Source organism: Amycolatopsis tucumanensis (genome assembly GCF_021654135.1).
GTDB classification, from domain to species: domain Bacteria; phylum Actinomycetota; class Actinomycetes; order Mycobacteriales; family Pseudonocardiaceae; genus Amycolatopsis_E; species Amycolatopsis_E tucumanensis.
In genome coordinates, this window is record NZ_JAKGSD010000003.1 from 178,939 (window position 1) to 197,902 (window position 18,964).

An 18,964-nucleotide genomic window follows, 5' to 3' on the forward strand; every position below is an offset into this window, starting at 1 on the left:
GCGGCACCATGGCGGCCATGTCGGACAACACTTCCGGGGAGACCCGGGCACTCGCCCTGCCCACCCTGCTGCGGGGCGCGATCGAAGCCGCCCGGGACGAGGCCGAGAAGCTCGGCCACCTGCCGGACCACCTCGTCGCGGAACTGCGCGCGTCGGGCGCCTTCAGCCTGCTCACCCCCGCCGCGTACGGCGGGCTGGAAGTCCCGGTCACCACCGCGCTGGCCGTGTACGAGCACTTCGCCCGGATCGACCCCGCCACCGCGTGGGTCGTCTGGAACGCCAACTTCGGCTTCACCGCCGCGATGCTGAGCGAGGCGGGCGCCGCGAAGATCTGGACCGGCGGCGGCGAGCCGGTGTTCGCCAACGCGGGCCAGCCGGGCACCGCCGTCGCGGTCGAGGGCGGTTACCGGCTGTCCGGCCGGTGGCGCATCGTCAGCGGCGTCGACCACGCCGAGTGGTTCGTTCCGCTCGGCGTCGTGATGGACGGTGAGCAGCCCGCGATGACCGAAGCGGGCAAACCCGACGTGCGGCTCTTCCACATCTCGCGGGACCAGCTGAAGATCGAGCACACCTGGAACGTCAGCGGGATGCGCGCGACCGGCAGCCACGGTGTCGTCGTCGAGGACGCGTTCGTTCCCGCCGAGCTCACCGCGAACATCGACACGCCGCTGCGCCTGGACCGGCCCATCTACCGCATCAACCCGGTCCTGCTGGTCTTCGCCGGCTGCACCGCGATCGCGCTGGGCACGGTCCAGCAGGCGATCGACGAACTGGTCGCGCTCGCCCCGGGCAAGACCACCGCGTTCGGCGGCCTGCTCGCCGAGCAGCCGCGCGTGCAGGAGCTGCTGGCCCGCCACGAGACCGCGGTGCGCGCCGCTCGGTTGTTCCTGTTCGACGTGACCAGGCGGATCGACGACACCGCAGGCCGCGGCGCGCCGGTCACGCTGGACCTGCACGCCGACCTGCACTCGGCGATGGCCCACGCCGCCGCCGTCGCGCGGGAGGCCCTCGTCGCGGTGTACGAGCTGGGCAGCTCGACCTCGCTCTACCTGGGCAACCGGCTGGAACGGCTGCACCGGGACGGGATGGTCGCGTTGCAGCACGTCAACCAGGCGCCGGAGTTCTTCGGCGGCTCGGGCCGGGTGCGGCTGGGCCTGGACCACGGGCTGCCGCTGTTCTGATGGCGCCGGGGGATTTCCCGCTCCTTGGGCAGCCACCACCGCGTGGCGGGTCGCTGCCTGGACGAACCGGTTGAGCCGGGCCGAGCGCACCGATTTCGGTATCGTCGCCGTCGGGACATCGAGGGCAGGGGTGCGGCGGGATGGGGTTGTTCGGACGGGAAACCGAGCTCAAAAGACTGCGCGAGCTCGTGGACGGCCCGGGGGAGTGCACGGGTTTCCTGCTGACCGGGGAAGCCGGCATCGGGAAGTCCGCGCTCGTCGCGGAAGCAGCCGCCGCCGCGTCGGTCGCCGGGGTGCGCGTGCTGACCGCCACCGGGGTGGAGGCCGAGCAGAACCTCGCCTACGCGGGCCTGCACCAGCTGCTCTACCCGGTGCGGGCCGGGATCGACGCGCTGCCCGCGCCGCAGAAGGCCGCGTTGCGGACCGCGCTCGGCCTCGCGGACGGGGACGAGCCCAGCACCTACCTGGTCGGCCTGGCGGCGCTGACCCTGCTGGCCGAGGAGGCCGCGGACCGGCCGCTGCTGCTCGTCGCCGAGGACGTGCACTGGCTCGACCGCGCGAGCGTCGACCTGCTGGCTTTCGTGGCCCGCCGGATCGACGCCGAGCCGGTCGCCCTGATTGCGACCCTGCGCGACGGCGACCGCTCACCGCTGCAGGACGCCGGGCTGACCCCGATGCCGGTCGAGCGGCTGTCCGACGAAGACGCCGTGGGCCTGCTCGACTCGGTCGCCCCGGACCTGGACCCGCCGGCGCGGGAGCAGGTGCTCGCCCACGCGGCGGGCAACCCGCTCGCGCTGGCCGAACTGCCCGCCGCCGTGGCCGAAGCGGGCGTGCTCGATCCCGTGCTGCCGCTCAGCGACCGCCTGGAACGGGCCTTCACCGCCCGGGTCGCCGACCTGCCCGCCCCGGCCCGCACCGCGCTGCTGGTCGCGGCGCTCGGGCAGAGCGACTCGGTCGCCGAAACGCTGTCCGCCACCGGGCTCGTCCTGCAGGACACCGTCGAGGTCGACGTGCTGACCCCGGCGGTGGCCGCCGGCCTCGTCGACGTCGCGGTGGGGGCGGTGACGTTCCGGCACCCGCTGATGCGGTCGGCCATCCCGGCGGCCGCGACGCTCGCCGAGCGCAGGCAAGCGCACCTGGCGCTCGCGGCGACACTGGTCGCGCACCCGGACCGGCGGGCCTGGCACCAGGCCGCCGCGACCACGAGCGCCGACGAGGCGGTGGCCGGGGAACTGGACGACGTCGCCGAACGGGCCCGCCGCCGCGGCGCGGCCACGGCCGCGATCGCCGCGCTCGAACAGGCCGCCCGGTTGTCCGAGCGGCCGGACCGGCGCGCGGTCCGCCTGCTGCGCGCCGCGGAGCTGGCAGGTGACTGCGGCCGGCGCGAGACGGTCGACCGGCTGGTCCGCGAGGCGCAGACCCTGGAACTCACCCCGCGCCAGCAGGTCGCCGCGGCGTGGCTGCTCAGCGCGTTCGAGGACGGGGTGCGCGAGGACATCACGCGCGTCGCGGACCTCGGCGAGCTGGCCGCGCAGGTCGCCGGCGACGGGCACACCGAAGCCGCGGTGCGGATCCTGTGGAGCACCGCGATGCGCTGTTTCTGGTCCGAACCCGGTCCGGAGACCCGGCGCGAGCTGCTGGCCGTGTCGGACCGGCTGCCGCTGCCCGCCGACGATCCACGCCAGGTCGCGATCGCCGCCTACGTCGCACCTTTCGAGCGCGGCGAGACCGTGCTCGACGGGCTGCGCACCCTCGCCGGCTCGGCGGGGGCGAACTCCGCGGTCGACCGCTACCTGGGCAGCGCGTCCCTGCAGGTCGGGGCGTTCGACCTGGCCGCGCGGTTCTCCGCGGCGGCCGCGCCGGGGCTGCGGGCCCAGGGGCTGCTCGGGCTGCTGCCGCGGGCGCTGGCCGTGCAGGCGTGGAGCCGCACCCGGCTCGGCGATCTGGCCACCGCGGTGCCGATCGCCGCCGAGGCCGCCCAGCTCGCCAAGGAGACGCAGCAGCCGTTCATGTTCGGCCTGGCCACAGCGGTGCAGGCCGAGATCGCCGCGCTGCGGGGCGAGCACGAGCAGGCCACCGCGCTGGCCGACGAGGCCGAGCGGGCCGGGCTCGCCGCGGGCGCCCGGCCGGTGCTGGCGACCGTCCAGCTCGCCCGCGGGCTCACCGCGCTGAGCGAGGGCCGCTACGAAGACGCGTTCGCCGACCTGCGCCGCGTGCTCGACCCGACCGATCCGGCCTACCAGCTGGCGTTGCGGGCGTACTTCCTCGCCGAGCTGACCGAGGCCGCGGTCCGATCCGGACAGAGCGACACGATGCGGGACATCCTGGCGGTGATGGAACCGCTCGGGAAGACCACCTCGTCCCCGGCGCTCCACATCGGACTGCGGTACGCGCGGGCGGTGCTGGCCTCCACCGACGACGCCGAGGAGCTGTTCCTGGAGGCGTTGCGGGCGGATCTGACCGGGTGGCCGGCCGAGCGCGGGCGGGTGCACCTGGCGTTCGGGGAGTGGTTGCGGCGGCAGCGGCGGGTGGTGGAGTCGCGGACGCACCTGCGGACCGCGCGGGAGACGTTCGACGCGCTCGGGATGACCGCGTGGGGTGAGCGGGCGCGGCGGGAGTTGCGCAGCGCGGGGGAGTCGAGCCCGAACCGGGGCCCGGACGCGCGGGAGAAGCTGACACCGCACGAGCTGAGCATCGCCGAGCTGGCCGCGCAGGGGCTGACCAACCGGGAGATCGGGCAGCGGCTGTACCTGTCGCACCGCACGGTCGGCACCCACCTGCACCGGATCTTCCCGAAACTGGGGGTGAGCTCTCGCGCCGACCTGGCCGGGATCCTGGAAAACCTGGGATGACGTACACGCGCAGCGTCATCCGACGGGCGCGGACCCCCGCGCGCGGTGCCTAGCGTCGTCGACGTCAACGGGTACCTCGCATGGGAGAGTTTCGAGATGATCAGCAGGAGACTGTTCGGGCAGACGATCGCGGCGGGCGCGGCGGCGGCTTCGCTGGCCGCGTGCTCGCCGAAGGGGGCGCCGGCCGCGGCTCCCGCTCCGGCGCCGGGCGCGGACCTGCGGACGGGCTCCGGCGAGCACACCTCGCTCGGCCCGGTCAAGCAGGTCACCGCCGGGGTGCTGGACATGGGTTACTTCGAGTTCGGGCCGGCGACCGGGCAGCCGGTGGTGCTGCTGCACGGCTGGCCCTACGACCCGTACAGCTACGTCGACGTCGTGCCGCTGCTGGCCGCCCAGGGCTACCGGGTGATCGTGCCGTTCCTGCGCGGGTACGGCAGCACCACGTTCCTTTCGGCGCAGACCGTGCGCAACGGGCAGCAGTCGGCGATCGCGCTCGACGTCATCGCCCTGCTGGACGCGCTCAAGATCGACAAGGCGGTCTTCGGCGGCTACGACTGGGGTTCACGCACGGCCGCGATCATCGCCGCGCTATGGCCGGAGCGGGTCAAGGCGCTGGTCGCGGTGAGCGGCTACCTGATCACGAACCTGGCGGCGAACCAGCAGCCGCTGCCGCCCGCGGCCGAGCTGGGCTGGTGGTACCAGTACTACTTCGCGACCGAGCGCGGGGTGCTGGGCTACACGGAGAACCGCCACGACTTCAACAAGCTGATCTGGAAGAACGCGTCCCCGGCGTGGAACTTCGACGACGCGACGTTCGACCGCAGCGCGGCGGCGTTCGAGAACCCGGACCACGTGGCGATCGTGGTGCACAACTACCGGTGGCGGCTCAGTCTGGCCCCGGGCGAGCCGCAGTACGACGTCTACGAGCAGAAGCTGCAGACCGCACCGGCGATCACGGTCCCCACGATCACGATCGGCAGCGACTTCGACGGCGCCGCGGCGGACGGCATGGCGTACCGGAGCAAGTTCACGGGCAAGTACGACCACCGCGTGTTCGCCGGCATCGGGCACAACGCACCGCAGGAGGCGCCGCAACCGTTCACGCGAGCGATCGTGGACGCGGACCACTTCTAGGGCTGGACGGTCCACTGAGGACAGCCGCCCGGGGCGCGTGCCCCGGGCTTTTCTCTTTCCCGCGAACCCACCGCCGGCCGCCAACGCAACGCCCTCAGCAGCCCGCCCAGGCCCCTCCCCACCCCCGATCCCCAGCCCAGTTCGGCGGCCGATCAGGGGTTGTCAAGGTACTCTTTCCAGCCTTGACAACCCCTGCTCGGCCGTTGAAAGAATGAGAAATCGGGGCGGGCTTCACCCGGTGCGAGCCTGCGAGCCCGGCGCCCGAGAAACCCGCGTAGCGAAAGGCGCCCAACCGAAAGCCGGGCGCCTTTGCGCGAAAAAGTCAGCTCCGCTTCGGAAGAAGAAACGCGAGAAGCGTCCCCAGCACCACCAGCGGCGTGATCCACAGGAACGCCCCACCGATGTTCCCCGCCACATCATCACCCAGCAGCGTCCCGAACACCGCCACCCCGAACGCCGCGCCGATCGACCGGGCGAAGGTCACCACCGCGCTCGCCGCGCCGATGTCCGCCGCCGGGACCGCGTTCTGCGCCGCCGTCAGCGCGACCATCGGCACCATCCCGATGCCGACACCGGTCACCAGGAAGTACAGCACCAGGACGACCTGCGACGTGCCCGGCGCCAGAGTGCTCAGCAGCACCAGGCCGGCGACGTTGAGCACCATCCCGGCCACCAGCACCACCCGCACGCGCGCCGGGTTCGCGATCCACCGGCCGGCCAGCGACTGGCTCACCACCAGCCCGATCACCAGCGGCAGCATGTGCACCCCGGACAGCGTGGCCGACACTCCGTCCACCACCTGCAGGTACGTCGGCAGGTAGACCAGCACGCTGAACATCGCGACGTTGGCGACGAACCCGACCACCGAGGCGATCACGACGGTCCGCGAGGTGAGCATCGACAGCGGCAGCACCGGCGCCGCGGCCCGTCGTTCGACCGGGATCACCAGCGCGATCAACCCGACCGCCGCCGCCGCGAGCCCCAGGACGCCCGGGGACGCCCAGCCCCACCGCTCGCCGAACGAGGTGATCAGGATCAGCGCGGTCGCCGCCGCGGCCAGCAGACCCGCGCCCAGGTAGTCGATCCGGGCGGCCGGGCGGCGCGCCGCCGCCGGCAGGTACCGCGCGGCGATCGCCACCGCCACCAGCCCCACTGGCACGTTGATCAGGAACGCCCACCGCCACGACAGCTCGTCGGTGAACAGCCCGCCCAGCAGCGGCCCGGCGATGCTCGCCACGCCGTACACCGAGCCGAACCGGCCCTGGTACCGCCCGCGTTCCGCCGGCGCGACGATGTCGCCGACGAGCGCGAACGTCAGGACGATCATCCCGCCGCCGGCCAGTCCCTGCAGGGCACGCGCGGCGACGAGCTGCGGCAGGTCCTGCGCCAGCCCGCACAACGCGGACGCGACCAGGAACGCCGTGGTGGCGACGAGATAGAGGCGTTTGCGCCCCAGCATGTCGCCGAGCTTGCCCCACAACGGGGTGGCCGCGGTCGAGGCGAGCAGGTAGGACGCGGTCACCCACGCGATGTCGCGGAACCCGCCGAGGTCCTCGGCGATCCGGGGCAACGCGGTCGAGACGATGGTCTGGTCCAGTGAGGCCAGCAGGACAGCCAGGACGAGGGCTGTCACCGCCGGTCGCACGGCGGGTCTGGCGGGGATGTCGACGGTCGTCATCGTTGCGCCTGCACCGGGATCGTGACCGTCTTGTACTCGGTGTAGGTGCCGAGCCCGACCGCGCCGTACTCGCGGCCCAGCCCACTGGCCTTGAACCCGCCGAACGGCCCGTCGAACCCGATGGGCGCGCCGTTGACGGTGATCATGCCGGTGCGGACGCGGCGCGCGACCGCCAGCGCGTGCGCGGGATCGGCCGACCACACGCCGCCGGACAGGCCGTATTCGGAGTCGTTGGCGATGCGGACCGCGTCGTCCTCGTCGTCGTAGGCGATGACGACCAGGACCGGGCCGAAGATCTCCTCCTGCGCGATGCGCATCGAGTTGTCCACGTCGGCGAACAGCGTCGGCGTCACGTAGAAGCCGTTTTCCAGCCCCGCCGGGACTTCCGGGCCGCCGGTGACGAGCCGGGCGCCCTCCTCGATGCCGGTCCGGATGTAGCCGAGGACGCGCTGCTGCTGGTCGCGCCGCACCATCGGGCCGATGAACGTGGTGTCCTGAGCCGGGTCGCCGACACCGAGCGACTCGACGAGCTCCTTCAGCCCGGCCACCACCTCCTCGTAGCGGGCACGCGGCGCGAGGATGCGGGTCTGGGCGATGCACGACTCGGCGTTGTTCAGCAGGGAGGAGAACTTCACACCCTGGATCGCGGCGTCGACGTCGGCGTCCGGCAGGATGATCATGGCCGACTTGCCGCCCAGCTCCAGGCTGACGCGCTTGAGCTGCTCACCGGCCAGCGACGCGATGCGGCGCCCGGCGCGGGTCGAGCCGGTGAAGGCGATCTTGTCCACGTCCGCGTGCTTGACCAGGTGCTCGCTGGTCTCGCGGTCCGCGGGCAGCACGCTGATCACGCCCTCCGGCAGGCCGGTCTGCGCCAGCAGGTCCGCGAGCAGGTTCATGCTCAGTGTGTTCTCCGGCGACACCTTGAGCACGACCGTGTTCCCGGCCAGCAGCGCGGGCAGGATCTTCGCCATCGCCGAGGAGAACGGCGAGTTCCACGGGATGATCGCGGCGACCACACCGACCGCCTCGCGGCGCACGACCGAGCGGAACGGCGCGGTGGGGTCGGAGGGTGCGAGGGTCTCCTCCCAGCCGAACTCCTCCGCCGCCTTCAGGTAGGCGTTCGCCTGGCGCGTCAGACCGGGCTGGCCGGCCTTGGTGAACCACAGGGCCGAACCGTTCTCGGCCGAAATCAGCGCCGCGATCTCGTCGGCGCGCTCCTCGCGGAGCTTGTTCAGCCTGCGGATGACGGCGATCCGCTCCGCGGGCGAGGTGTGCGGCCACGGCCCCTCGTCGAAGGCCTTCCGCGCGGCGGCGACGGCCCGGTCGACGTCCGCGGGCTGCGCCTGCGCGACGCGGCCCAGCAGCGACTGGTCGTGCGGGGACCGGATGTCCAGCAGCTCCGGGCTGCTCGGGGTGGTCCACTCGCCGCCGATGAAGAGCTGCTCGTTGATGATCACTGGGTGCTCCCTCCGAATTTCAACTGCCTCATCACTGTAGCACTTAATTGCCACAGTGATGAGGCGATTTCTGTCCGGAGGGTCACACTTCAGCGGAAGCGCCTTCGGCGTTCCGGCTGCCCGGGTGCGCGGTGTGCCCGAGCCCGGCCCGCCGCCGCGCGGTGCCCATTCGTCGCCGGCGCTGGTGATCCTGCAGCCTGGAACCCGTCACGGCGGGCAGGTCAGCTCGCCTGGTGGATCACGTCGACGACGGCCTGCGGGTTCGCCGCCGGGACCGCGTGCGGCGAGTCCACCTCGGTGATCGCCGCGCCCGCACGCTCGGCCTCGAACCGCTCCGCGGCGGGCGGGATCGCCTGGTCGCGCGTCGCCACGATCGCGAACTTGCGCACGTTCCCCGGCGCGGTGGTGGCGACCTTCTCGTCGAAGGCCGCGGCCAGGATCGGCCGCTGCCCGGCGGCGGACACCGCCGCGTCGGCGGCCGGCAGCCCACCGGCGAACAGCGCCGCGAAGCTGTCGGTGTTGACGTACAGCTCGGGGCCGTCCGGGCTGTCCACGGTGTGCGTCGTGGCCGGGCCGATCAGCGTGCCGGGGAACTGCGAGTTCAGCCGCCCCGCCGTCTCACCGGCCTGCGGGATGAACGCGGCCACGTACACCAGGGCGCGCACGTCCGGCGCGGAGGCCAGCTCGCTGATCAGCAGACCGCCGTAGGAGTGCCCGACGAGGATCTTCGGGCCCTTGATGGCGCCCAGCACACCCTGCAGGGCGGCGGTGTCCGCGGCGACGCCGCGCAGCGGCACGGCCGGCGCGACCACCGGGTAGTTCTCGGACTGCAGCTTCCGCGTCACCTGCGCCCAGGACGACGCGTCCTCGAACGCGCCGTGCACCAGCACGACGGTCGGCTTCGGGCCCGGGGGAGGCGTCGTGTCGGCCTCCGCTCCGCAGGCGGCCAGCACGGACGCGGCGAGCACCGCGGCCACCGCTGGGAAGATCTTCATCGACGAGCTCCGTTCACTGTGGACAAAACGGGCTCGAGCCCGCCACCGGGGACAGCGGGGGCGGGCTCGAGGTAGGGGGAGAGGTCAGGCGACGGTGGCGTCGAGGGTGACCTCGATGTTGCCGCGCGTGGCCTTCGAGTACGGGCACAGCTGGTGCGCGCCCTGGACCAGCTCGTCGGCGGTGGCCTGGTCGACGCCGGAGGCCTCCAGGTGCAGCGCCGCGCTCAGCTTGAAGTCGTTGGCCTCGGTGTCGTGGTGCAGGGTGATCTCCGCGACGACGGCGAGGTCGCTCGGGTGGATCTTCTTCGCGGTGGCGACCCGGCGCACCGCGCCGATGAAGCAGGACGCCCACCCGGCGGCGAACAGCTGCTCCGGGTTGGTGCCGTTGCCCGCGCCGCCGAGCGCCTTGGGCACGCCGAGCGTGACGTCCAGCTGCCCGTCGTCGGACCTGGCGTGACCCCCGTTGCGGCCCTCCGCGGTGGAGGAGGCGACCGCGGTGTAGGTGATCTCAGACATCGGCTTTCCTTTGCGTTCCGTGGTGTGTGCCGACCACGTTACGAACGCCGGAACCGTCGCGGCGACCGTCGCACGACGTCACCGGTGTACGTCATCCCCGGATCAGACCAGTGCCGCGCTGATCCGCGCGTGCATCCGCCGCAGTCCGGGGCCGGGCTCCAGTCCCAGGTCGTCGTCGAGCAGCCGGGCGATCCGCTCATACGCCGACAACGCCTCGTCCCGCCGGCCTTCGCTGTCCAGCGCCCACATCAGCAGCTCCCACAACCGTTCCCGGTAGGGCTCGCCGCTCGTGGCCAGCGTCAGCTCGGCGATCGCCTGCGCGCAGTCGCCCTGGCCGATGTCCAGCGCCCAGCGCTCCTCCATCGCCGACGCCCGCAGCTGCTCCAGCCACGTGCGGCGGCCCTCGAAGAACGAGCCGCCCAGCCCGTCGAGCGCGGGCCCGCGCCACAACGCCAGCGCCCCGCGCAGCAGCCGCGCCGCCTCGGCGTCCTCACCCCGGTCCCGTGCGTCACGCGCTTCGGCCGTGGTCTGGCGGAACACCGTCACGTCGACCGCGGCCGGGTCGACGAGCAGCTGGTACCCGCGGCCGGCGGACCGGATCTCCGCCGACGTGCCCCCGCCCGCGGCGCCGGTCAACAGCCGGCGCAGGCGCGAGATGTAGGTGCGCGTCGTGACGACCGCGCTGCGCGGCGCCTCCGGCCCCCACAACGCGCCCACGATCTCCTCGAGCGTGACCTGCCGCCCCTCGCCGAGCAGCAACAGGGCGAGGACCCCGCGCTGCTGCGGGGATCCGGCGTCCAGCTGATGACCGTCGTGCCACACCCTGATCGGGCCCAGCAACCCGAAACTCACCCCGGCCATGATTGGTTCCCCCGCCCTTCCGCGACGCGCGAGATTGTGAAGTCGAGCCTGGGCTCCTGCGACCGGCCCTGCCTCCACTGTGTCAGAGGCGCCGTGCCGGCGTCGCGGGAACCCGCGCACTTCGCTTCGTAGACACGACGTCTACGCGTTGTCTGCACCACTGCTCTAGGAATGGTGCGCCGGCAACGGAAGCGCTGTGAACGAAAGGGTACTCGGTGAGCAAGGACGTGCGGGCCACTGTGGCGGAGCTCGCGGATCAGGGCGTCGTCGGGATCACCGTCGCCTGGGCCGACAACAACGGCATCACCAGGTCGCGGACCGTGCCGCCACGCGGGCTGCCGTCCGCCGTGCGCGCCGGGATCGGCGTCACACCCCTGTTCGCGGTCTTCGACTCGCACGACGCGATTACGTTCGGCCACAAAGGACTCGGCACGCCGCCGGGTGACGTCCGGCTCGTGCCCGAAGCAGACCGCATCGTCCGCTTGTCCGGTCAGTCCGGCTTCGCCTGGGCGCCGGGCCGCCTGGTCGCCGCCGACGGCTCGGACTGGCCCTACGACCCGCGCGGCGTGCTAGCTGGTGGTCGGCGGCGGTGAGCGGGTCCTGCGCGGTGATGCTGAGCTCGAACTGCCCCGGCCCGTATTCGCCGTGGGACTGGTGCACGCCGATGCCGTTGTGGTCGAGGTTCGCGCAGCAGCTGCTCGGCGGACCCGTCGACGGCCAGGGTGCGGAGCGGGCCGTAGGAGGGCCCGTCGTGCACAGGGCGGAACTCACCGGCGTCGGCCGCGGTGAGCTGGAACTCGATTTCGTAGCCCGCGCGCACGGTCAGTCCCGCGGCGGCGGCGCGCGCGACCTGCCGTTCGAACTCAAGCCGTCGGACGCCTCGGCCAACCCCTACCTCGCGCTGGCGGTCGTCATCGCCGCCGGGATCGCGGGCGTCGAGGACCGCCTGACCCCGCCGGACCCCGTCCAGCAGGACCCCGGCACCTGGACCGACGCCGAGCGCGCGGCCGCGGGCATCGGGCTCCTGCCCTCCACTGTGGACGAGCAGCTCGCCGCGCTGGCCGGCAACGCGCGGATCTCCGCGGTCCTCGGCGCGGAACTCGCCGACGCGTTCCGCGCCGTGCGGGAATCCGACGCCGCGTGGGCGGCGCAGCGCTCGCCCGACGAGGTGGTCGCGGGACACCGCTGGTTGTACTGACCAGCGGTGACGTACAAGCACAGCGTCACGTGACGCTCGCGAGGGCCGTCCCGGCAGACCTACTTTCCGGGTATGCACCGCCGGGCAGCCGTGATTGGACAGCAGAACGTGGTCTCGACCCCATGCCGTTTCACCATCCTCGGACCGCCCGGCCTCCGCTGCGGCGACGCCGAGCTGGAACTGGGCGCGCCCCAACAGCAGGCCGTGCTGATGCTGCTGTTGTCGCGCAGTGGCAGCTTCGTCCGGATCGGCGAGCTCATCGACGGCCTGTGGGGCGATCGCGCCCCGGCCACCGGTGAGGCCGTCATCCGCACCTACATCTCGCGCATCCGGCGCGTGCTCTCCGAGCACGGCCTCGGCTCGGCGATCCGCTCGCAGTCCGGCGGCTACATGCTCGACCCGTCGCTGTTCGCGCTCGACGCGGACGAGTTCACGCGGCTGGTCGAGACCGCCCGGCAGGAACGTGCGAACGGGGACGTGCCGGGTGCGGCCAAGCACCTGCGCGAGGCGCTCGACCTGTGGACGGGCACCGCGCTGGCCGGGGTGCCGGGCGAGGCCGCCGAGCGGGAACGCTCCCGACTGGAGCGGCTGAAGCTCATCGCCACCCAGGAGCTGCTGCAGCTGCGCCTGGAGATGGGCGAACACGCCGAGGTGGTGGCCGAGGTGCCGCTGCTCATCCAGCTGAACCGGCTGGAGGAGCCGCTGTACGAGATCTACCTGCTGGCCCTCTACCGCAGCGGCCGCCGCGCCGAGGCGCTGGAGGTCTACCGGATGGTCTACGACCTGCTCGGCAAGGAGCTCGGCGTCAGCCCGGGGCCGCGCCTGCGGGCCATCCACGAGAAGATCCTGCGCGCCGACACCGACGCCGAGGACGAGTTCGTGCCCGCCCCGCGGCCACGGGCCGTGGCGCCGGTGACCGGGGAGCCGGCGGCCCGCCCGGCCGGTGCGGCACTGGACCGCGCTGTCGGATCCCGGTTCGTCGGCCGGGACGCCGAGCGCGCCGCCTTCGCCGCGATGCTCGGCCGCAGGCGCGGCGACGGCCTCGTGGTGTTCTTCGTGTGCGGTCACGCGGGCGTCGGCAAGTCGACCCTGCTGCGCCGCTACGCCGACGACGCCGCGGCCGCCGGCCGGACGGTGTGGCACCTGCACGACGTCAGCACCGCGGAGCTGCGGGAACGCCTTGACCAGCTGGCCGAAGGGCTGACCACGGCGTCCGACGGGCCCGTGGTGCTCGTCGACTCCTTCGAACGGCACGGCGAACTCGAACCGTGGCTGCGCGACGAATACCTCCGCACGCTGCCCGCCGACTCGATCGTCGTCGTGGCGAGCCGGCTCGGGCCCAGCGTCTGCTGGATCACCGACCCGGGGTGGTCCGGTTCGATCGTGGCCCGGCAGCTGGAAGCCCTCAGCGCCGCGGAGTCGGCGGCGCTGGTCGAGGCACGCGGCGTCGATCCCGGGTTCGTGCCGTCCATCGTGGACTTCGCGGCAGGCAACCCGTTCGTGCTGTCGCTGGCCGCCGAGGTCGGCCGCAGCATGTCGGCGACCGGGCAGCCGTCGCGCCGCGAGGCCGTGCGGTTCGTGGTCGACACCGTGCTCGACACCCTGATCGGTGCGGTGCCGTCGCCGCAGCACCGGTGGGCGCTGCACGTGTGCGCGCACGCCCGGTACACCACCGAGGACCTCCTGCGCGTCGCCGTGCCCGGCGGGGACGCCGCGGAGCTGTTCGACTGGCTGCGCGTGCAGCCCTACGTCGAGACGCCCGGGCACGGCCTGGACATCAACGGGGTGCTCCGCGAAGCGCTGGAGGCCCACCTGCGGTGGCGGGACCCGGTGGGCTACGAGCGGATGCACCGGCGGATCCGCGACTACACGATGAACACGCTGCTCCGGGACTCCACCGATCCGCGGGCGAGCGCGGCGGTCCTGCGGACCATCAGCCACCTCCGGCGCCGCGGCGGCGTGACGAACCGGTACGTGTCGGCGACGGGGGAGCCGGACGTGCGGGCCACCGGGGTCACCCCGGCCGACCACGACGAGCTGGTCGCGCTCGCGCACGAAACCTACGGCGAGTTCACCGCGTCGTCGGTCCGGTTCTGGCTGAACCGCCAGCCCGGCGGCTTCCATGTCCTGCGCTGCGTCCACAGCGGCCGGTTGCGTGCCTTCATGAGCTGGCTGACCGTGCGCGAGCCGGCGCCCGAGGAGCTGGACGCCGACCCGGTGATCGCGGACGTCTGGCACGACGTCGCGCGGCGGAACCTGCCGCCCGGGGCGCACTTCGGCATCGCCCGGCACCTGATCTGCCCGGCGTTCGAGTCCAAGCCGAACCCGATCACCGACGTGTTCCTGGCCAGGATGATGCGGGGCTGGGTGCACGAGGCGGGCCTGGCGGCCTCCTACCTGGTCATCGCGAACCGGCAGTTGTGGGCGCCGTTGATGGACTACCTGGACCACTACGAGGTGAACTGCGCCGGGTCGAGCTACCCGTACGCGATCTTCGGCCACGACTGGATCGCCGACCCGCCGTCGTCCTGGCAGGACCGCCACCTGGAGGACGAACTCTGGGCGCCGCGGCGCCCGGACCTCTTCCGCCGGGAAGGACGCTGAGGCGCCGCGCACGACGCGCCTAACCCGGATCGATCCGTCCGTTGTGGACCCGCACCTCGACGCCCTGCCAGTGTTCGCGCAGGCGGCGGTCGTGCGCGGCCACCACGATCGCGCCCGGGCCGGGGCCCAGTGCGTCCTCCAGTTCGTCGCACAGGGCGGGGGAGAGGTGGTTCGTCGGCTCGTCCAGCAGGAGCAGCTGCGGCGGGTTCGCGACCAGGATCGCCAGCGCCAGCCGTCGCCGCTGGCCCACCGACAGCTCGCCGACCGGCTTGTCGACGTCCCACTTCCCCAGCAGCCCCAGCGATTCCAGCGGCACTGCCTCGGTGCCCACTGCCGCTGCATAGGTCTCGCGTGCCGTTCGCGAAGGCACGGCGAACTCGGTGTCCTGGCTCAGCAACCCGACCCGCAGCTCCGGCAGCCGCCGCACGCCGGGCACTTCCAGCCGCCCGGCCAGCACGTGCAGCAGCGTCGACTTGCCCGCCCCGTTCGGGCCGGTCACCAGGAGCCGTGCGGTGGCACCGATGTCCAGGTGCTCCACCGTGAGCCGCCCGGGCACGTGCACGTCCCGCAGCGACACCAGGACCTCTTCCGGCGCCTCCCCGGCCAGCGCGTCCGGGCGGAACCGCAGCGGCGGCGGGGGAGCGTGTACCTGCGTGCGTTCCAGCTCCGCCAGTCGTCGCGCGGCGTTGCGGACCCGGCGCGAGATCGAGTTCTGCACCCGTCCCGCCCGGTGCCCGTAGCCCATCTTCTCGCTGTCCCGCGGCGCCCGGTTCGGCGCGACCCGGTGCGTGGTCACGCCCGGCGAATCCCGCAGCGCCGCGATCTCCTCCTGCTCCTCGGCGTGACGCCGCTCCCACCGCTCCCGGTCCGCCCGCTTCTGCGCCAGGTAACCGGTGTAGTTCCCGCCGAACCGCACCGGCCCGCCGACTGCCGGGTCGAGGTCGACGATGTCCGTGCACACCGCGTCCAGGAGCGCACGGTCGTGGCTGGCCACCACGACCGTGCCGGGCAGGCCGCGCACCTGCTCTTCGAGGAACGCCGCCGCGCCGTCGTCGAGGTGGTTCGTCGGCTCGTCCAGCAGCACCGCCGACGGCCGCCGCACCAGCAGCGCGGCCAGCGCGAGCCGTCCCCGCTGCCCGCCGGACAGCTCACCGAGCCGCCTCTCCGGCGCGACTCCGCCCAACCCCAGCCCGTCGAGGACCATCTTCGCGCGCCGGTCGGCGTCCCACGCGTCGTGCAGCTCGGCGAGCGCCAGCCGCTCGGAGTAGGAGTCGAACAGTCCCTCGTCCTCGGCGAGCAGCGCGCCGAGCCGCTCCAGTTCCGCCAGGTCCTCGCGCGCGCCCGCGAGCGCGTCGTCGACCACGTCCGCCACCGTCGCCGCCGGGTCGAACGGCATTTCCTGGTGCAGGTAACCGAGATCCGCCGGGTGCTCGACGCTGCCGCGGTCCGGCCGGTCCACCCCGGCCAGCACGCGCAGCAACGTCGACTTGCCCGCACCGTTCTCCCCGATCAACCCGATCCGGTGCCCGGGCGCCGCGGTGAGCGACACCCCGTCCAGCACCCGGCGGTCACCGAGGACGCGCACGAGGTCGTGCGCGACGAGAGCCGCCGACATCAGCGGGACTCGGCCAGCTTGCCGCCGTCGAGCCGCAGCCGTCGGTCGATGCGGATCTCACCCAGGAACCGCTCGTCGTGGCTCACCACCACGAACGCGCCCTGGTAGGCATTGAGCGCGCTCTCCAGCTGCCCCGCGCTGACCAGGTCCAGGTTGTTCGTCGGCTCGTCCAGCAAGAGCAGTTGTGGCGCGGGTTCGGCGAACAGGATGCACGCCAGCGTCGCGCGCAACCGTTCCCCGCCGGACAGGACGGAAACGGGCAGGTGCGCCCGGTCGCCGCGGAACAGGAAGCGCGCCAGCAGGTTCATCCGCTGCGCGGGCAGCATCGCGGGCGCGAACGCCGCCAGGTTCTCCGCGACCGTGCGCGTGTCGTCGAGCAGGTCCAGGCGCTGGGACAGGTAGGCGATCCGGCCGTCGGCGCGCTTGATCTCGCCGCCGTCCGGGTCGAGATCACCGGTGATCATGCGCAGCAGGGTGGACTTGCCTGCCCCGTTCGGGGCGACGAGACCGGTGCGCCCGTCGGGAACGCTGAACGACAGCTGGTCGAAGACGGGGGTGTCATCCGGCCAGGAAAAGGACAGACCGGACACGACGATACGGGATTCGGACATGGGAACGAGACCTCGAAAAGGGAGTGGCGCGGACCAGCGGACCGCGGATACGGGTGGACGACGACATGGCCACCACGGCACTGCTTCGAACTGAAGCGTGGGGGGCCTTGCTCACTCCGGGGGATCACCCGGAGATGTCGTCTTCACCTGCCACGTCGAGTCTCCTCAGAACGGTTCCCTTGCCCATCCACCATACCAGCCTCGGCGATCACCGGTCGGGTGACCGTGCCCGGCGCTAGCCGAAGGTGAAGTCGTAGGCCCGCACCCGGGCCGACGGCATGGCCTACGGCACGACCACCGCCTGCCAGACAGCGGTCTACATCGCACTGACCGCGTTCGTGCTGAACCTCGCAATCGCCGCGGTGCTGACGCCGCTGTTCGAGCGTGGTGACGTACAGGGTCGGCGTCGGATGACGGGCGCGGGGCGGGCCGGCGCGGCCTAGCGTCCGGTGCATGCTTCCTGACACCGAGGTTCGCTGGAACCACCTGACGGCGGCGGACCTGCGTGGCCTGGCCGCGCAGGACGCCGTGCCCTTCGACGAGATCACCACCTCGGGCGTCGCCGGTGACGCGCGCTCGGCGTCCGCGGACAAGGGGACCAAGCTGCTCGACGGCTGCGCCCAGGCGCTGGCGGACCTCCTCGACGAGGGACTGTGGAAGGAAACCCATGCGACTCGGTGAACTGGACGGGGACGTCACCGGCACGGACGACGGCCGCCCGCCCGTCGTCCTGCTGCACGGCCTGACCTTCGACCGCGCCATGTGGGGGCCGTTGGTCCGCGCGCTGCGCGGCCGCCGGGTGGTGGCGCTCGACCTGCCCGGGCACGGCGCGTCGCCCCGGCGGGAGTCCTACGACCCGGCCGAGGTCGCCGACGTCCTGCACGGCGCGGTCACCGCCGCCGGCCTGCGCAGGCCGGTGCTGGTGGGCCATTCCGTCGGGGCCGTCGTCGCCGCGGTGTACGCGGCGAAGTACCCGGCGCGGGCCGTGCTGGACATCGACCAGCCGCTCCTGGCCGGCCCCTTCGGCGAGATGCTGCGCTCGGCCGAGCCCGTGCTGCGCGGGCCGGAGTACCTGAGCGTGTGGAACAAACTGCTCGCCGGGATGGGCGTCGACGAGCTCGCCCCGCAGCGGCGCGACCTGCTGCGGTCCACGCCACTGCAGGACCTGCTCCTCGGTTACTGGCGCGAGATCCTGGAGGTCCCGGCGGACGAGCTGCGGGAGAACCGGATCCGGCAGCTGCTTGCCCTGGGCGCCGGGGAAAGCGCATTCCACCACGTCAGCCGCTCGCCGGTGAACCCCGGTTATGCCACGTGGCTGACGTCCGTCCTACCGGACGCGCGGTTCACCGTTCTGCCGGGAAGCGGGCACTTCCCCCACATAGGACAGCCCGTCGCGGTGGCGAGAATCGTGGCGACACTGTCCGAATAGGACACTGTTGTGCCGGGTCAGATGGCGCCGGCGCGCAACGCGTAGGTCACCGCGTGGGTGCGGTTGCGCAGGCCGAACCGTCCGGTCAGGTTCTGGATGATCTTCTTGATCGTGCGCTCCGAGAAGTTCAGCTCAGCGGCCACGTGACCGGTGTCGTGCCCCTCGGCGAGCAGCCGGAGCACGTCGACCTCCCGGTCGGTCAGGCCGCCCGTGTTCAGCCCCTGCCCGGCGAGGATCGTCTGCTGGAAGGCGCGTGCCTCGTCGAGCAACCAGCGCGTCACGGCCTCGGGGACGACCGCCCCGCCGGTGCCGCTCGCGAGCACGGCCCGAAGCATCACTCGCGGGGTGATGCCGGCCCGCGGCAGGATGCTCACCACGCCGCACCCCACGACCCGTGCCAGTTGCGGCCCGCGCAGGGGGCCCGACACCAGCACCATCCGCTGGCGCGGGTTCTCCGCCCGCGCGGAGATCTCCTCCATCGAGTCCAGCAGCGTCCCGGTGACCGAGGCCGCGACCACCACCACGACGTCGGCCTCGGTGTGCCTGCCCGCGGGGAGCACCCGCACGTCGGGCGCGGCGTTGAGCGGCATCAGCATCGACTCGCCGTCCAGCAGGTCGTCGGCGAACACGCAGGCGGTCACTGCCTCGGTGCGCCGCGCGTCACGGGAGGCGTCCCGGCCGGTGGCCGGGTCCTCGCGCGGCAACAGCCCGACAACCAGCTCCGATCCCTCCGGTTCGGTGCGCACGTCGACGCTCACAGGTGCCCCTCCTCGTCCTGGCCCTTCCACTCCAGTCGACCACCGCGACGCCTACAACTCGCCGACAGAACGACG

The 18,964-nt window shown here is 72.7% G+C and carries 16 protein-coding genes and 1 pseudogene; 9 read left to right on the plus strand and 8 right to left on the minus strand.

What is annotated here, in order from left to right:
* Window positions 1-17 precede the first annotated feature (17 nt).
* The 3 genes from L2C96_RS06005 (at window position 18) to L2C96_RS06015 (ending at window position 5,167) form a co-directional block, all read left to right on the plus strand.
* Entirely contained in the window at window positions 18-1,181 is a 1,164-nt protein-coding gene (locus tag L2C96_RS06005; protein WP_237335472.1) for an acyl-CoA dehydrogenase family protein, read from the plus strand.
* Between the two features lie 140 nt (window positions 1,182-1,321).
* Window positions 1,322-4,033, plus strand: a complete 2,712-nt coding sequence (locus L2C96_RS06010) for an ATP-binding protein (RefSeq protein WP_237335473.1) — start codon at window positions 1,322-1,324, stop codon at window positions 4,031-4,033.
* Between the two features lie 96 nt (window positions 4,034-4,129).
* Window positions 4,130-5,167, plus strand: coding sequence for an alpha/beta fold hydrolase (locus L2C96_RS06015; RefSeq protein WP_237335474.1), 1,038 nt, complete (start codon window positions 4,130-4,132; stop codon window positions 5,165-5,167).
* Window positions 5,168-5,489: 322 nt separating this feature from the next.
* On the opposite strand, the gene L2C96_RS06020 is transcribed toward L2C96_RS06015, so the two are convergent.
* The 5 genes from L2C96_RS06020 to L2C96_RS06040 form a co-directional block, all read right to left on the minus strand.
* On the minus strand, window positions 5,490-6,845 hold the full coding sequence (locus L2C96_RS06020; RefSeq protein ID WP_237335475.1) for an MDR family MFS transporter: 1,356 nt from the start codon (window positions 6,843-6,845) through the stop codon (window positions 5,490-5,492).
* A complete protein-coding gene (locus L2C96_RS06025; RefSeq protein WP_237335476.1) occupies window positions 6,842-8,302 on the minus strand; it encodes an aldehyde dehydrogenase in 1,461 nt (486 codons plus the stop codon). Before L2C96_RS06025 ends, L2C96_RS06020 begins: the two co-directional genes overlap by 4 nt.
* 221 nt (window positions 8,303-8,523) lie before the next feature.
* A complete protein-coding gene (locus L2C96_RS06030) occupies window positions 8,524-9,297 on the minus strand; it encodes an alpha/beta hydrolase (protein WP_237335477.1) in 774 nt (257 codons plus the stop codon).
* A gap of 84 nt (window positions 9,298-9,381) precedes the next feature.
* Window positions 9,382-9,813, minus strand: a complete 432-nt coding sequence (locus tag L2C96_RS06035; RefSeq protein ID WP_020419298.1) for an organic hydroperoxide resistance protein — start codon at window positions 9,811-9,813, stop codon at window positions 9,382-9,384.
* 102 nt (window positions 9,814-9,915) lie between these two features.
* Complete coding sequence (locus tag L2C96_RS06040; protein ID WP_237335478.1) at window positions 9,916-10,674, minus strand: AfsR/SARP family transcriptional regulator; 759 nt, start codon at window positions 10,672-10,674, stop codon at window positions 9,916-9,918.
* A 215-nt stretch (window positions 10,675-10,889) separates the two neighbouring features.
* Between L2C96_RS06040 and L2C96_RS06045 the strand changes: the two genes are divergently transcribed.
* The 3 genes from L2C96_RS06045 (at window position 10,890) to L2C96_RS06055 (ending at window position 14,476) form a co-directional block, all read left to right on the plus strand.
* Window positions 10,890-11,267 (plus strand): hypothetical protein, encoded by a 378-nt coding sequence (locus tag L2C96_RS06045; protein ID WP_237335479.1) that lies wholly within the window; start codon window positions 10,890-10,892, stop codon window positions 11,265-11,267.
* Window positions 11,264-11,872, plus strand: coding sequence for a hypothetical protein (locus tag L2C96_RS44995; protein ID WP_308191135.1), 609 nt, complete (start codon window positions 11,264-11,266; stop codon window positions 11,870-11,872). The genes L2C96_RS06045 and L2C96_RS44995 overlap by 4 nt, the downstream gene beginning before the upstream one ends.
* A gap of 72 nt (window positions 11,873-11,944) precedes the next feature.
* Complete coding sequence (locus L2C96_RS06055; RefSeq protein WP_237335480.1) at window positions 11,945-14,476, plus strand: AfsR/SARP family transcriptional regulator; 2,532 nt, start codon at window positions 11,945-11,947, stop codon at window positions 14,474-14,476.
* A 19-nt stretch (window positions 14,477-14,495) separates the two neighbouring features.
* Here the strand turns inward: L2C96_RS06055 and L2C96_RS06060 are convergent, their stop codons facing one another.
* Together L2C96_RS06060 and L2C96_RS06065 are read right to left on the minus strand one after the other, a co-directional pair.
* Window positions 14,496-16,091, minus strand: a complete 1,596-nt coding sequence (locus L2C96_RS06060; RefSeq protein WP_237335481.1) for an ABC-F family ATP-binding cassette domain-containing protein — start codon at window positions 16,089-16,091, stop codon at window positions 14,496-14,498.
* Window positions 16,091-16,630: pseudogene (locus L2C96_RS06065) on the minus strand (ATP-binding cassette domain-containing protein); the annotation flags it as partial. The pseudogene L2C96_RS06065 and the gene L2C96_RS06060, both read right to left, overlap by 1 nt.
* A 350-nt stretch (window positions 16,631-16,980) precedes the next feature.
* On the opposite strand from L2C96_RS06065, the gene L2C96_RS06070 reads away from it, so the two are divergent.
* The 3 genes from L2C96_RS06070 to L2C96_RS06080 are packed head-to-tail and all read left to right on the plus strand — an operon-like array spanning window position 16,981 to window position 18,131.
* On the plus strand, window positions 16,981-17,145 hold the full coding sequence (locus L2C96_RS06070) for a hypothetical protein (protein WP_237335482.1): 165 nt from the start codon (window positions 16,981-16,983) through the stop codon (window positions 17,143-17,145).
* Between the two features lie 10 nt (window positions 17,146-17,155).
* Window positions 17,156-17,383 carry a hypothetical protein gene (locus tag L2C96_RS06075; protein ID WP_237335483.1) on the plus strand — a complete coding sequence of 76 codons (228 nt, stop codon included), beginning with the start codon at window positions 17,156-17,158 and terminating at the stop codon, window positions 17,381-17,383.
* A complete protein-coding gene (locus L2C96_RS06080; protein ID WP_237335484.1) occupies window positions 17,370-18,131 on the plus strand; it encodes an alpha/beta fold hydrolase in 762 nt (253 codons plus the stop codon). Before L2C96_RS06075 ends, L2C96_RS06080 begins: the two co-directional genes overlap by 14 nt.
* 17 nt (window positions 18,132-18,148) lie before the next feature.
* Here L2C96_RS06080 and L2C96_RS45000 read toward each other — a convergent pair whose 3' ends face one another.
* Window positions 18,149-18,889, minus strand: coding sequence for a response regulator transcription factor (locus tag L2C96_RS45000; RefSeq protein ID WP_237335485.1), 741 nt, complete (start codon window positions 18,887-18,889; stop codon window positions 18,149-18,151).
* Window positions 18,890-18,964 lie beyond the last annotated feature (75 nt).

What these genes read in the sequence shown, in the direction of transcription:
- L2C96_RS06005 (WP_237335472.1), top strand. Translation starts at nt 18, where the DNA reads ATGTCGGACAACACTTCCGGGGAGACCCGGGCACTCGCCCTGCCCACC.
- L2C96_RS06010 (WP_237335473.1), top strand. Translation starts at nt 1,322, where the DNA reads ATGGGGTTGTTCGGACGGGAAACCGAGCTCAAAAGACTGCGCGAGCTC.
- L2C96_RS06015 (WP_237335474.1), top strand. Translation starts at nt 4,130, where the DNA reads ATGATCAGCAGGAGACTGTTCGGGCAGACGATCGCGGCGGGCGCGGCG.
- L2C96_RS06020 (WP_237335475.1), bottom strand. Translation starts at nt 6,845, where the DNA reads ATGACGACCGTCGACATCCCCGCCAGACCCGCCGTGCGACCGGCGGTG.
- L2C96_RS06030 (WP_237335477.1), bottom strand. Translation starts at nt 9,297, where the DNA reads ATGAAGATCTTCCCAGCGGTGGCCGCGGTGCTCGCCGCGTCCGTGCTG.
- L2C96_RS06035 (WP_020419298.1), bottom strand. Translation starts at nt 9,813, where the DNA reads ATGTCTGAGATCACCTACACCGCGGTCGCCTCCTCCACCGCGGAGGGC.
- L2C96_RS06040 (WP_237335478.1), bottom strand. Translation starts at nt 10,674, where the DNA reads ATGGCCGGGGTGAGTTTCGGGTTGCTGGGCCCGATCAGGGTGTGGCAC.
- L2C96_RS06055 (WP_237335480.1), top strand. Translation starts at nt 11,945, where the DNA reads ATGCACCGCCGGGCAGCCGTGATTGGACAGCAGAACGTGGTCTCGACC.
- L2C96_RS06060 (WP_237335481.1), bottom strand. Translation starts at nt 16,091, where the DNA reads ATGTCGGCGGCTCTCGTCGCGCACGACCTCGTGCGCGTCCTCGGTGAC.
- L2C96_RS06070 (WP_237335482.1), top strand. Translation starts at nt 16,981, where the DNA reads ATGGCCTACGGCACGACCACCGCCTGCCAGACAGCGGTCTACATCGCA.
- L2C96_RS06075 (WP_237335483.1), top strand. Translation starts at nt 17,156, where the DNA reads ATGCTTCCTGACACCGAGGTTCGCTGGAACCACCTGACGGCGGCGGAC.
- L2C96_RS06080 (WP_237335484.1), top strand. Translation starts at nt 17,370, where the DNA reads ATGCGACTCGGTGAACTGGACGGGGACGTCACCGGCACGGACGACGGC.